We start from the raw sequence: 13,242 nt of genomic DNA on the forward strand, positions 1-13,242 counted from the left end.
CACCGCTTCGGGGCGGCGCTCCTGCGGACGGGTCCAGGTTCGGAGCCGCTCGAGGATCGAAGACGCGCGGCGGGTCTGCGCGACGATCTCGTCGAGGACGGTGGAGACCCGTTCGGCATCGCCGCGGGCATTGAGGTGCCGCGCGGCCTGCGCCTGGGCGAGCACGGCTGCGATCGCGCGCGCGTCCGGCACCACGATCACCGCCGAGCCGCCGTGCGCGATGCGTTCCAGCGCGGCCCTTACGAGCGCCGCCGCCGGAACCGTGCCGGGCCGGGCGGCGTCGGGCAGCGCCTCCCACACCACGCGCTCCGCTTCGCCCACCAGGACGCCCCGCGCCTCCGCGTGCGTATCGCCGTCGTCGCCCCGCCGTGCCGCGGTGAGTGCGTCCCGGTAGGCGTCGTCGTCGGAAGCGACGTGATCGTCGTCAGGACCCCACCGCTGCTTCTCGACGGCCGCGACCCGAGGAGGGGCCATGAGCCTCAGCACGTCCCAGGTCGAGCCCGCGTAGCGCCGAGCGATCCGAGCCGCGAGACCGAGGGCCTCGGGAGTGAAGCTGGGCGTCGCGCTCGACGAGCGCACGGGCGCGAGAGTCCCGGCGAAGTCGGAGCCGTCACGCACCTCGGCGACGACGCCACTCGTCAGCGCACCGGCGAGCCGGACGCGCACGCGGGAGCCCGCGGCCACGACACCCGCGAGCTTTGGCGGCACCGCGTAGTCGAACAGCCTGTCCAGGTGCGGCAGCGGGCTATCGATCACGACGCGGGCCACCGGGCCGTCCCAGGGCTCCGGCGCCGGAGGCCCGCCCGACGCTGCGGACGCGGAGCCGGAGCGTCCCCCGACCTCCTCGCGCGCGAAAAGGCCTCCGTCGTCGGGCGGCTCCGGAGCCGCCGCCCGTGCGGGGTCTGCGGGATCCTGCGGGGCGGTGTCGGGCTCCACGCTCAGTGGGCGGCCGCCGCCAGAGCTTCGGCCCTGTCGGTCCGCTCCCAGGTGAAGTCGGGCAGCTCGCGCCCGAAGTGCCCGTAGGTCGCCGTCTGTTGGAAGATGGGCCGGCGCAGGTCGAGCTGCTCGATGATCGCGGCCGGGCGCAGGTCGAACACCTCGCGAACCGCGCTGACGATGCGGTCGCGAGAGACCTCCTCCGTGCCGAAGGTCTCGATGTACAGCCCCACCGGCTGGGAGGTGCCGATCGCGTAGGCGACCTGGACCTCGCAGCGCGAGGCCAGGCCCGCGGCGACCACGTTCTTGGCGACCCACCGCATCGCGTACGCCGCCGAGCGGTCGACCTTCGACGGGTCCTTGCCGGAGAACGCGCCGCCGCCGTGACGCGCCATGCCCCCGTAGGTGTCGACGATGATCTTGCGTCCGGTGAGGCCGGCGTCGCCCTTGGGCCCGCCGATCACGAAGGTGCCGGTGGGGTTGATGAGCGACCGGTGCCCCGTGGCATCGAGCTCGAAGGCAGCCAGCACGGGGGCGATCACCTCGGCCTCGACCGCCGCACGCAGGTCCCGGACATCCCAGCCCTCGGCATGCTGAGTCGACACCACGACGGTGTTGACTGTCCGCGCGACGTCGCCGTCGTAGCCGATGGTCGCCTGCGCCTTGCCGTCCGGACGCAGCCCCTCCACGATCCCCTCATGGCGCACCTGCGCGAGGCGCTGCGTCAGGCGATGGGCGATTGCGATCGGCAGAGGCATGAGCTCGGGCGTGTCCGTGCACGCGTACCCGAACATGAGGCCTTGGTCGCCAGCACCGATCTCGGAGCCGTCCGTGTCCGTGGCGTGGCCCACGCCCTGCCAGATGTCGGGGCTCTGCTCCCCTATCGACACGGAGACGCCGCACGAGTCGCCGTCGAAGCCCTCGTGCGAGGACGTGTACCCGATGCCGGTCACCACGTCGCGGATGGTCCCGGGAATGTCGACGTACGCCTCCGTCGTGACCTCTCCGGCGACGTGCACGAGCCCCGTCGTCACCATGGTCTCAACGGCGACGCGCGCCAGCGGATCCTGCTCGAGCATCCGGTCGAGGATCGCGTCCGAGACCTGATCGCAGATCTTGTCTGGGTGTCCCTCGGTCACGGATTCGGAGGTGAACAGTCGAAGGTCGGTCATGACCGCAACCCTAGCGGCGCTGTCCGACGCGGACGCGACGGCGTCGCTTGGTAGCGTCGGGGCATCAGCTCCGGTTCGGGAACAGACGAGGTGATTGCCCGGTGGACGCCAGCACGCCGCTCATCTCCCGCATCGTCTCCGGCGGCCAGACCGGCGCCGATCGCGGGGCTCTGGACGCCGCGATCGCCGCCGGCGTGATCCACGCAGGCTGGTGCCCCGCGGGCGGGTGGGCGGAGGACAAGCCGTACCCCCCTGGCGTCCTGGTCGACTTCCCTGGACTCAAGCCCACCATCTCCGCCGAGCCCGGTGTGCGCACGCGGCTCAACGTCCGCGATTCCCACGCCACCGTGGTGCTCGGCGATCCGGGATCCTCGCCTGGCGCGGCACTCATGATCGCGTCAGCCGCGGAGCTCGGGCGCCCGTGCCTGGTGGCACCCGCGACCGCCGAGGCAGCGCGCGTGTGGCTCGCCGACGTGGGCCGCGAGCTGATCGTGAACGTGGGCGGCCCGCGTGAGAGCGAAGAGCCCGGACTCTATGAGCGCGCCCGGGAGTTCGTCACGCTGCTGCTCGCCGGAGACGACTGAGGGCCGCCCCGCCGAGCATCGCTCAGCCCAGCCGCTCCGCGATGGTGTCGAGCAGCGCGTGGGCGACACCGAGCTTGGATCCCGACGCATCGGCGACGACGCCGCCGTCCGCGCCCAGAACGGTCACGTGGTTGTCCACGGTGCCGAAGCCGCGCCCCTGGCCCACCACATTGACGGCCAGCAGGTCCGCACCCTTGCGCCGCGCCTTCGCCGCGCCGTGCTCGAGGACGGATCCGTTCTCGTCCCCGGTCTCGGCGGCAAAGCCGACGATCACCTGCCCCGGAGCGCGTGACGCGACGAGTCCTGCCAGGATGTCCGGATTCTGCACGAGCTCGAGGGTGAGGCCGGCGTCCCCGGTCTTCTTGAGCTTCGTGGCTGCCGCCCTCGCCGGGCGGAAGTCCGCGACGGCGGCCGCCATGACCACCGCATCGGCGCCTCCCGCTGCAGACTCGACCTCGCGCTGCAGCTCGGCGGCCGTCTCGACGTTCACCCGAGCGATGCCCTCGCCCACCGGGAGGGCGACGTTCGCGGCGATCAGCGTCACCTGCGCGCCCCGCTCCCGGGCCGCCTCGGCGATAGCGAGTCCCTGCATGCCCGTGGAACGATTGCCCAGGTAACGGACCGCATCGATCGGCTCGTGCGTCCCGCCCGCTGTGACGACCACTCGCCGGCCGTCGAGATCGCCCCACGTGCCGGAGCTCGCTTCCGGGACGTGGGCCTCGTCGGCCAGCGCCTCGATCGCCGCCACGATGTCCTCGGGCTCGGGCAGGCGACCGGGACCCGAGTCGGGCCCCGTCAGCCGTCCGACGGCCGGTTCCAGCACCGTGACGCCCCGATCGCGCAGCGTGCGCACGCTCGCCTGGGTCGCGGCGTTGCGCCACATCTCCGTGTGCATCGCCGGGCACACCAGGACCGGCGCCTCGGTGGCCAGCAGGGCGTTCCCCAGCAGATCGGTCGCGCGACCCGCCGCCATCTGCGCGAGGAAGTCGGCCGTGGCCGGGGCGACCACCACCACGTCCGCGCGCTGCCCGAGCCGGACGTGCTGCACGGACGGCACGTCCTCGAAGGTCTCTGTGGGCGCGGGATGGCCCGACAGCGCCTCCCAGGTCGCGCGGCCCACGAACTTCAGCGATGCCGCCGTGGGGACGACGCGCACGTCGTGTCCGCTCTCCGTCAGGTGACGGAGGACAAGCGCGACCTTGTAGGCGGCGATGCCGCCCGTGACGCCCAGAAGAATGCGCATCGCCGATGCGTCCGGGCTCGGTGGAATTACTCGGCGGAGTCGCCGAGCTCCAGCAGGCCGCCCTCGTTGATCTCGCGCAGCGCGACGGAGAGCGGCTTGTCGGTCGAGTCGGCCTCGACGAGCGGGCCGACGTTCTCGAAGTGGCCCTCGCCCAGCGCCTCGTAGTACGAGTTGATCTGGCGGGCGCGCTTCGAGCCGTAGATGACGAGCGCGTACTTCGAATCGACCTTCTCGAGCAGCTCGTCGATCGGGGGGTTGGTGATGCCCTCGGGCTGTGCCACAGTACCGGCCACGTTCACTCCAGAAGCTTGTTGGGGAAAAGTCCGCCTACCAGTCTACAGGCAGGTGCCTGTGGAGACCGGCAGGCCCGTCAGGTCGGGTCGAGGACGATCGTCTCGAGGTGGCGCACCGCAGCGTCGAGATCGTCGTTGATGATGATCCGGTCGAACTCCCGCGCGGCGGCCATCTCCACCTCCGCCGTCCTCAGGCGCCTCTCGCGCTCGAGGTCGTCCTCGGTGCCCCGCCCCACGAGCCTGCGCACCAGCTCATCCATCGAGGGAGGCTCGACGAACACGAACAGCGCCTCCGGCATGGAGGCCCGCACCTGTCGCGCGCCCTGCAGATCGATCTCCAGCAGCGACGGGTGACCGGCCTCGAGGTGCTCCAGCACGGCCGCGCGGGGCGTTCCGTAGCGGTGCGTGCCGTGGACCGTCGCCCACTCCAGGAGCTCGCCGTGCTCGATCATCCGCGAGAACTCCTGATCGGAGACGAAGTGATAGTGCTCGCCATCGATCTCACCGGGGCGCGGGGCCCGCGTGGTCGCGGACACCGACAGCCAGATGTCGGGATTGCGATCACGCAGCGCTCTGACGAGCGTGCCCTTGCCCACCGCGGTGGGTCCCGCGAGCACTACCAGTCGGGTCATCGATGCTCGCGCTCGACCAGCGCCTCGACCTGGTGGGTGCCCAGCCCGCGGATGCGCCGGGCCGCGGAGATGCCGATCTCCTCCATCGCCTGCTCGGCACGCTTGGGGCCGATGCCGGGCAGACACTGCAGCAGATCGCGAACACGAATGCCGGCGAGAGCCTCGTCGGCCTTGGCACGGTCGATGGCCTCCTGGAGGCTCATCTCTCCGCGCGACAGCTCCTCCTTGAAGACGCGCCGCGCACTGCGCACGGCGGTCGCCTTCACGAGGGCCGCTGCGCGCTGCTCATCGGACAGTTCAGGTGTCGCCACGGTTCCCTCCTTCCTCGCGTGCGGGTCACGCCCGCAGCGCGAACTGCGCTGCTCCTGCGGCGGCCTGGATGGCTCCCCGCAGCTTCTCGGTGAAGGGGCCTGCAGCGAGCACGCCCCTCGACTGATTGACGAGCACCGAACGCCGAGAGTTCCCGAATACCTGGGCAATCTCGTCCGTGCCGGTGCCCTGAGCGCCCACCCCGGGCGCCAGGATGGGGCCATTGAGCCCCTCGAGGTCGATGCCGAGATCCGACACCGCCGAGCCCACCGTCGCACCAACGACGAGCCCCACATCTCCCAAGGGCGACTTGCCCGCATTCAGCGCCGCCGCCTGACGCACCATGGCGGCCGCGACCGGCTCTCCCCCGACGCCTCTCGCGTGCTGCACCTCGGCGCCCTCCGGGTTCGAGGTGAGGGCGAGCACGAACAGTCCCTTGCGGTGCTCGGCCGCCAGTTCCACGGCGGGCGCGAGCGACCCGAAGCCCAGGTACGGCGACACGGTCAGGGCGTCGCACTCCAACGGGGCGCCCGGCCGCAGGAACGCGTCGGCGTACGCCTGCATGGTCGAGCCGATGTCTCCACGCTTGGCATCGAGGATGGTGAGCAGGTCCGCCTCGCGCGCCTTGCCGAGCACATACTCGAGCGCCGCGATGCCCTTGGCTCCGTGGCGCTCGAAGAACGCGGCGTTGGGCTTGACCACGCCCGCGACACCCGTCGCGGCCTCGATCACGGTCTCGCCGAACGCGGCAAGGCTCTGGGCGTCGTCCGCCAGGCCCCAGTCGCGCAGGAGCGACGGGTGCGGGTCGATGCCCACGCACAGCGGGCCCACGCGGTCCATTGCTTCCGCGAGACGAGCGCCGAACGGCATACGGTCCTCCTAGAGTCCGAGGCCTTCTCCGGCCATGTTACCTGCGATGACGTTTCTCGCGCGGGCACCGCCCGCATCCTGCAGGCTCATCACGTCGAACGGCCCCTTACGGCGCGCCTCGATCGCGAGCACGGCCGCGGCGAGCTGCTGGGTGGTGGTGATGATTGCAGCGTCGGCGGCCGTCGCAGCGGCACGGATCTCGTAGCCATCGGCTCGCGCGCCCTGACCGGACGGCGTGTTGATGACGAGGGCGACCTCGCCGGCGTTCACGAGGTCCACGGTCGTGGGCTCCCCGTTCGGTCCGCGCCCCTGGAAGTGCTTGCGCACCACCCGCGCGGGGATGCCGTGGCGGCCCAGCACCTGAGCCGTGCCCTCGGACGCGAGGATCTCGAAGCCCAGCGCGTGCAGCCTGGCGATCGGGAAGACGATCGAGCGCTTGTCGCGGTCGGCGACCGACACGAACGCGGCGCCCTCGGTGGGAAGCCCGCCGAACGCAGCGGCCTGGGACTTGGCGAACGCGAGCGGGAACGTCGCGTCGAAGCCCATGACCTCGCCGGTCGAGCGCATCTCGGGGCCCAGCACGGAGTCGACCACGAGCCCCTCGTGCGTGCGGAAGCGCTTGAACGGGAGGACCGCCTCCTTGACCGCGAGCCGCTGGCTCATGTCGATGCCCGCAGCGTCCTGCTCGGGCAGCACTCCATCCGCCTTGAGCTGGGCGATCGGGGTGCCGGTCATCACGAGCGACGCGGCCGTGGCGAGCGGCACGCCCGTCGCCTTCGCGACGAACGGCACGGTGCGGCTCGCACGCGGGTTCGCCTCGAGCACGTAGAGCACGTCGGATACCAGGGCGTACTGGACGTTCATCAGGCCGCGCACGCCGATGCCCTTCGCGAGGGCCTCGGTCGACCGCCGGATGCGCTCAAGCTCGTCGAGCGACAGCGTGACCGGCGGCAGGACGCACGCCGAGTCGCCCGAGTGGATGCCGGCCTCCTCGATGTGCTCCATGACGCCGCCCAGGTACAGCTCCTCGCCGTCGTAGAGCGCGTCGACGTCGATCTCGATCGCGTCGTCGAGGAAGCGGTCGATCAGGAGCGGAGCGTCGGTGGCGTGATCGCCGATCTCCGCCATGCGCGTGCCGTAGTCCTCGAGCTGCGCGCGGTCGTAGACGATCTCCATGCCGCGCCCGCCCAGCACGTACGAGGGCCGCACGAGCACGGGATAGCCGATGCCCTCGGCGATCTCGATGGCCTCCTCGATGCCGTGAGCCGTGCCGTACGCAGGCGCGGGAACACCCGCCTGCTCGAGCACGCGGCCGAAGGCCGCTCGGTCCTCGGCGTTGTCGATCGCCTCGGGCGACGTGCCCAGGATGGGGACGCCCGCATCGGCCAGGCGCTGGGCGAGGCTGAGCGGGGTCTGGCCGCCGAGCTGAACGAACATGCCCTTGACCGGGCCCGCGGCCTTCTCCGCCTCGTAGACCGCCATGACGTCCTCGAACGTCAGGGGCTCGAAGTAGAGCCTGTTGGCGGTGTCGTAGTCCGTGGAGACCGTCTCGGGGTTGCAGTTGACCATGACGGTCTCGTAGCGGTCCTTGAGGCTGAGCGCCGCGTGGACACACGAGTAGTCGAACTCGATGCCCTGGCCGATGCGGTTGGGACCGGAGCCGAGGATCAGGACGGCCTCGCGGTCGCGCGGAGCGACCTCGTTCTCGGCGTCGTACGAGCTGTAGTGGTACGGCGTCCGGGCCTCGAACTCCGCCGCGCAGGTGTCGACCGTCTTGAAGACCGGCACGACGCCCAGCTCGCCGCGCGCGGCGTACACGTCGCCCACCGACACGCCGCGCAGTGCGGCGATCTGCTCGTCCGCGAGACCGTGGCGCTTCGCGTCACGGAGCACGTCCGCGGTGAGTTCGGGGGCCGATACGGTGGCCAGCGCGACCTCGTTCATCAGCAGCATCTGGTCGAGGAACCACGGGTCGATCGCGCACGCATCGAAGATTTGCTCGATCGTGCAGCCGCCGGCGAGAACGGCGCGCAGCAGCTGCTGCACCTGGATGAAGCGCTTCTCGGTCGGGACCTTCACCGCCTCGAGGAGCGCGTCGACCGCAGCGCCCGAGGGCGCCTCGCCCTCCCAGTGGAAGTTGGCGGAGCGCTTGTCGATCGACCGCAGCGCCTTGCCGAGCGCCTCGGTGAAGGACCGGCCGATCGACATGGCCTCGCCCACCGACTTCATGGTGGTCGTCAGCACCGGGTCCGCGGCCGGGAACTTCTCGAACGCGAAGCGCGGCACCTTGACGACCACGTAGTCGAGCGTGGGCTCGAAGCTGGCTGGGGTGGAGCCCGTGATGTCGTTGGGGATCTCGTCGAGCGTATAGCCCAGGGCCAGCTTGGCGGCGATCTTCGCGATCGGGAAACCCGTCGCCTTAGACGCCAGCGCGGACGAGCGCGAGACGCGCGGGTTCATCTCGATCACGATGAGGCGGCCGGTGTTCGGCTCCACAGCGAACTGCACGTTGCAGCCGCCGGTGTCGACGCCCACCTCGCGGATGATCGCGATGCCCACGTCGCGCATGCGCTGGTACTCGCGGTCCGTCAGGGTCATCGCCGGGGCGACGGTCACCGAGTCACCGGTGTGGACGCCCACGGGGTCGACGTTCTCGATCGAGCACACCACCACGACGTTGTCGTGCTTGTCGCGCATGAGCTCGAGCTCGAACTCCTTCCACCCCAGGATCGACTCCTCGAGCAGCACCTCCGTGGTCGGCGAGTAGTGCAGGCCCGCCCCGGCGATGCGGCGCAGGTCCTCCTCGTCGTACGCGAAGCCCGAGCCCAGGCCGCCCATGGTGAAGGACGGGCGAACCACGACCGGATACTTCAGGTCCTCGGCGGCAGCGAGGCACTCGTCCATGGTGTGGCAGATGTGCGAACGGGCGGAATCGGCTCCGCAGCGCTCCACCACACCCTTGAAGAGTTCGCGGTTCTCGCCCAGGTGGATCGCCTCGAGGTTCGCACCGATCAGCTCGACGCCGTACTTGTCCAAGATGCCCTCCTCCGCCGCGGCGATCGCGGCGTTGAGCGCGGTCTGGCCACCCAGCGTGGGCAGCAGCGCGTCGGGGCGCTCCTTGTCGATGATCGCCTCGATCACCTCGGTGGTGATGGGCTCCACATAGGTGGCGTCCGCGAACTCGGGATCCGTCATGATCGTGGCGGGGTTCGAGTTCAGCAGGACCACCCGGACGCCGTCGGCCTTCAGGACGCGGCACGCCTGGGTGCCCGAGTAGTCGAACTCGCAGGCCTGACCGATGACGATGGGGCCCGAGCCGATCACCAGCACGGAGTGGATGTCGTCGCGCTTGGGCATGCTCAGCGCGCTCCCTTCATGACGTCGACGAAGCGGTCGAAGAGGTAGTCCGCATCGTGGGGACCGGCGGCAGCCTCGGGGTGGTACTGGACGGAGAACGCGGGGATGTCGAGGCACTCGAGACCCTCGACCACGTTGTCGTTGAGCCCCACGTGGCTGACGAGAACGCGACCGTAGCCGGCGGGCGAGACGCTGGGCTCGCCGATAGGCGCGTCGACCGCGAAGCCGTGGTTCTGCGACGTGATCTCGACCTTGCGTGTGGTCATGTCCATCACGGGCTGGTTGATTCCGCGGTGGCCAAACTTCAGCTTGTAGGTGTCATACCCCAGCGCGCGGCCCAGCATCTGGTTGCCGAAGCAGATGCCGAAGAACGGCATCTTCGCGTCGAGAATCTGCTTGAGCGCCGCGACGGGACCGGCGGCGGCGGCCGGGTCTCCCGGGCCGTTCGACATGAACACGCCGTCGGGCTCGAGGGCCAGAATCTGCTCGGCAGTCCAGGTCGACGGTACGACGGTGATGCGGATCCCGCGCTTGGCCATCTGCTCGGGCGTCATCGCCTTGATGCCCAGGTCGACCGCGACCACGTGCGCGATCTCCTCGGTGCCCTCAGGCGGTTCGACCACGTACAGGTCTGGAATGGAAACCTCGTCTGCGAGGTGCGCGCCGGCCATCTCCTGGCCGGCGCGCACGCGCTCCACGAGCTGCTCCACGGGGATCCGCTCGCCTCCCGACGCCAGCGCGTCGCCGGAGAAGATTCCCGCGCGCATGACGCCCTCGCGGAGGATGCGCGTGAGCTGCCGCGTGTCGATGCCGGAGATGCCGACGATTCCCTGGGACTCGAGGTCCTCGTCGAGGGTGCGCTGGGCACGCCAGTTCGACGCCCGCCGCGCGGGGTCGCGCACCACGTAGCCGGCGACCCAGATCTGCCGCGACTCGTTGTCCTCGTCGTTGACGCCGGTGTTGCCGATGTGCGGCGCCGTCATCACGACGATCTGGCGGTGATACGACGGATCGGTGAGCGTCTCCTGGTAGCCGGTCATGCCGGTGTTGAAGACGATCTCTCCCAGCGTCTCGCCGGTGGCGCCGTACGCGGCGCCCTCGAACGTCTGACCGTCCTCGAGCACGAGGATCGCGGTGGTGTCGCTCACGCGGAGGCTCCTTCCAGGGCCGGGATCAGGTGGGTGGGCACGCCGCGCAGGAACGTGGCTGCGGCGCGGCCAGGCAGCTCGATGCCGCCGAACGGCGAGTTGTTCGACCGGCTCGCCGTGTGCGACGGCTCCACCGTCCAGGCGGCGTTCGGGTCCACGAGCGTGACGTTGGCGGGCTCGCCCACGGCGAGCGGGCGGCCGTGGCCGTGATCGAGGCCGATGCGCGCAGGGGTCTCGCTCATGACGCGGGCGACGTCGCGCCACGACAGTGCGCCGGAGTCGACCATGGTCTTCTGCACGATGCCGAGCGCCGTCTCGAGGCCGATCATGCCCATCGCCGCGGCTCCCCACTCGCAGTCCTTGTCCTCGTCAGGGTGCGGCGCGTGGTCGGTGGCGACGATGTCGATGGTGCCGTCGGCGAGCCCGGCGCGGACAGCGTCCACGTCCTCCTGGGTGCGCAGCGGCGGGTTGACCTTGAAGCGCGGGTCGTAGCCGCGAACCGAGTCGTCGGTGAGCAGCAGGTGGTGCGGCATCACCTCGGCGGTGACGTCGATGCCCTTGGCCTTGGCCCAGCGGATGATCTCGACCGAACCCGCGGTTGACAGGTGGCACACGTGCAGGCGCGAGCCCACGTGGCCGGCGAGCAGCACGTCGCGCGCGATGATCGACTCCTCCGCGACGGACGGCCAGCCGGCGAGGCCCAGCTCCGAGGACACCAGGCCCTCGTTCATCTGCGAGCCCTCGGTGAGGCGCGGGTCCTGCGAGTGCTGCGCCACCACGCCGCCGAAGGTCTTGACGTACTCCAGCGCACGCCGCATCAGCAGCGGGTCGTGCACGCACTTGCCGTCGTCGGAGAACACCCGCACCTGCGCGCGCGAGTTCGCCATCGCGCCCATCTCCGACAGCTGGGTGCCGCCCAGGCCCACGGTCACCGCGCCCACCGGGAACACGTCCACCAGGCCGATCTCGCGACCCCGGCTCCACACCTGCTCGACCACGCCTGCGGTGTCCGCGGTCGGCGTGGTGTTGGCCATCGCGTGGACCGCGACGAAGCCGCCCTTCGCGGCGCTGCGGGAACCGGACTCGATGGTCTCGGCGTCCTCACGACCGGGCTCGCGCAGGTGCGTGTGGAGGTCCACCAGGCCGGGAAGGGCGACCAGACCGGAACCATCGATGACCGTGGCCTCAGCCGGCGCATCGGCCCTGCTCAGTGAGGCGATCTCGCCGTCCACCATCACGAGGTCGGCGGTGGTGTCGCCGTAGAGCGACGCGTTCTCGATCACAAAGGCGCTCACGCGGAGGCCTCCTCTCCAGCGAGCAGCAGATACAGGGCGGCCATGCGCACGGCGACGCCGTTGCTGACCTGTTCGACGATGACCGAGCGCGGGTGGTCCGCGGCCTCGGCCGAGATCTCCAGCCCGCGGTTCATGGGGCCGGGGTGCAGCACGATCGCGTGGTCGGCGAGGCGCGCGAAGCGCTCGGCGTCGAGGCCGAACAGGCGCGTGTACTCCTCGGGGCTCGGGAAGAAGCCGGAGCCGCCGCCGGTCATGCGCTCGCGCTGGACGCGCAGCATCATGATCGCGTCGATGTCGTGGGCCTCGATCGCCTCATCCAGCGTGTAGTGCACGGCGATGTCGGTGCGCGCGGCCATGCCGTACGGCAGGAGCGTGGGCGGCGCGACCACGACCACGTTCGCGCCGAGCGTCTTGAGCAGCGGGATGTTCGAGCCCGCGACGCGCGAGTGCAGGATGTCGCCCACGATCGCCACCGTGAGCCCCTCCAGGGCCTTGCCGGTCGCCTCGGCGTCCGTGCCGCCGCCCACGAGGTGCCGACGGATCGTGAACGCGTCCAGCAGCGCCTGCGTGGGGTGCTGGTGCGTGCCGTCGCCGGCGTTCAGCACGTGCCCGGCCATCCAGTCCGACTCGGCGAGGCGCTGTGCGGCACCGGACGCCCAGTGGCGGACGACCACCGCATCGGCCCCCATGGCCTGGAGCGTGAGCGCGGTGTCCTTGAGGGACTCGCCCTTCGACAGGCTCGAGCCCTTCGCGGAGAAGTTGATGACGTCCGCGCTGAGGCGCTTGGCGGCAGCCTCGAAGCTGATGCGCGTGCGCGTCGAGTCCTCGAAGAACAGGTTCACCACGGTGCGGCCGCGCAGCGTGGGGAGCTTGCGCATCTCCCGCTCCTGCGTGGCGGCCATCTGGGCGGCGGTGTCGAGGATGAGGACGGCGTCCTCGCGTGACAGGGTGTCGGTGCCGAGCAGGTGCTTCACTCCCCTGCCTCCCCCGTGGCGGTGTCCGCGGCCCTGCGGGAGATCAACACCTCGTCGACGCCGTCGGTCTCCTCCAGGTGCACGTCAACGCGCTCGGACTTCGAGGTCGGAAGGTTCTTGCCCACGAAGTCGGCACGGATGGGCAGTTCGCGGTGTCCGCGATCGACCAGCACCGCGAGCTGCACCGCGCGCGGGCGTCCCAGGTCCTTGATCGCGTCCAGGGCGGCGCGAATAGTGCGGCCGGTGTGGAAGACATCGTCGACCAGCACCACGGTGGCGTCGTCGATGCCGGCGGGCGGCAGCGTGGTCTCGCCGATGGTGCGCGTGGGCTGCAGCCGCAGATCGTCGCGGTACATCGTGATGTCGAGGGCGCCCGCGTTCGCGGCGGCGTCGAAGCCGGGCTCCACCTCGGCAATGCGCTTCGCGAGC

The 13,242-nt window shown here is 70.7% G+C and carries 12 protein-coding genes and 1 pseudogene; 1 reads left to right on the forward strand and 12 read right to left on the reverse strand.

Translation table 11 applies throughout. The features are described 5' to 3' along the window. Positions 1 to 936: pseudogene (locus tag QZ483_RS08930) on the reverse strand (hypothetical protein); the annotation flags it as partial. A 2-nt stretch (positions 937 to 938) separates the two neighbouring features. Continuing rightward, the gene (gene metK, locus QZ483_RS08935; RefSeq protein ID WP_297083094.1) at positions 939 to 2,108 is read right to left on the reverse strand and encodes a methionine adenosyltransferase; all 1,170 of its coding nucleotides are present in this window, start codon (positions 2,106 to 2,108) and stop codon (positions 939 to 941) included. A 101-nt stretch (positions 2,109 to 2,209) separates the two neighbouring features. Here metK and QZ483_RS08940 point away from each other — a divergent pair, with 101 nt between their 5' ends. Further along, complete coding sequence (locus QZ483_RS08940; protein WP_297083096.1) at positions 2,210 to 2,692, forward strand: YpsA SLOG family protein; 483 nt, start codon at positions 2,210 to 2,212, stop codon at positions 2,690 to 2,692. A gap of 22 nt (positions 2,693 to 2,714) precedes the next feature. Here QZ483_RS08940 and coaBC read toward each other — a convergent pair whose 3' ends face one another. The 10 genes from coaBC to pyrR all read right to left on the reverse strand — a co-directional run. Next, the gene (coaBC, locus tag QZ483_RS08945) at positions 2,715 to 3,935 is read right to left on the reverse strand and encodes a bifunctional phosphopantothenoylcysteine decarboxylase/phosphopantothenate--cysteine ligase CoaBC (protein ID WP_297083097.1); all 1,221 of its coding nucleotides are present in this window, start codon (positions 3,933 to 3,935) and stop codon (positions 2,715 to 2,717) included. 26 nt (positions 3,936 to 3,961) lie between these two features. Then, entirely contained in the window at positions 3,962 to 4,228 is a 267-nt protein-coding gene (gene rpoZ, locus QZ483_RS08950) for a DNA-directed RNA polymerase subunit omega (protein ID WP_297083099.1), read from the reverse strand. A gap of 77 nt (positions 4,229 to 4,305) precedes the next feature. Further along, the gene (gene gmk / locus QZ483_RS08955) at positions 4,306 to 4,860 is read right to left on the reverse strand and encodes a guanylate kinase (protein WP_297083102.1); all 555 of its coding nucleotides are present in this window, start codon (positions 4,858 to 4,860) and stop codon (positions 4,306 to 4,308) included. After that, positions 4,857 to 5,171: an integration host factor, actinobacterial type gene (gene mihF / locus QZ483_RS08960; protein WP_297083104.1), complete on the reverse strand. Its 315-nt coding sequence runs from the start codon at positions 5,169 to 5,171 to the stop codon at positions 4,857 to 4,859. The genes gmk and mihF overlap by 4 nt, the downstream gene beginning before the upstream one ends. Before the next feature lie 25 nt (positions 5,172 to 5,196). Continuing rightward, positions 5,197 to 6,039, reverse strand: coding sequence for an orotidine-5'-phosphate decarboxylase (pyrF, locus tag QZ483_RS08965; RefSeq protein ID WP_297083106.1), 843 nt, complete (start codon positions 6,037 to 6,039; stop codon positions 5,197 to 5,199). 9 nt (positions 6,040 to 6,048) lie between these two features. Further along, entirely contained in the window at positions 6,049 to 9,396 is a 3,348-nt protein-coding gene (gene carB, locus QZ483_RS08970) for a carbamoyl-phosphate synthase large subunit (RefSeq protein ID WP_297083108.1), read from the reverse strand. Between the two features lie 2 nt (positions 9,397 to 9,398). Next, the gene (gene carA / locus QZ483_RS08975) at positions 9,399 to 10,544 is read right to left on the reverse strand and encodes a glutamine-hydrolyzing carbamoyl-phosphate synthase small subunit (protein WP_297083110.1); all 1,146 of its coding nucleotides are present in this window, start codon (positions 10,542 to 10,544) and stop codon (positions 9,399 to 9,401) included. Continuing rightward, positions 10,541 to 11,839: a dihydroorotase gene (locus QZ483_RS08980; RefSeq protein ID WP_297083112.1), complete on the reverse strand. Its 1,299-nt coding sequence runs from the start codon at positions 11,837 to 11,839 to the stop codon at positions 10,541 to 10,543. The genes carA and QZ483_RS08980 overlap by 4 nt, the downstream gene beginning before the upstream one ends. Continuing rightward, positions 11,836 to 12,813, reverse strand: a complete 978-nt coding sequence (locus QZ483_RS08985; RefSeq protein WP_297083114.1) for an aspartate carbamoyltransferase catalytic subunit — start codon at positions 12,811 to 12,813, stop codon at positions 11,836 to 11,838. Before QZ483_RS08985 ends, QZ483_RS08980 begins: the two co-directional genes overlap by 4 nt. Then, positions 12,810 to 13,242: bifunctional pyr operon transcriptional regulator/uracil phosphoribosyltransferase PyrR (pyrR, locus tag QZ483_RS08990; RefSeq protein WP_297083116.1), on the reverse strand; the 433-nt coding region annotated here is incomplete at its 5' end. The genes QZ483_RS08985 and pyrR, both read right to left, overlap by 4 nt.

The organism is uncultured Demequina sp. (assembly GCF_913055775.1).
Taxonomy (GTDB): Bacteria; Actinomycetota; Actinomycetes; order Actinomycetales; family Demequinaceae; genus Demequina.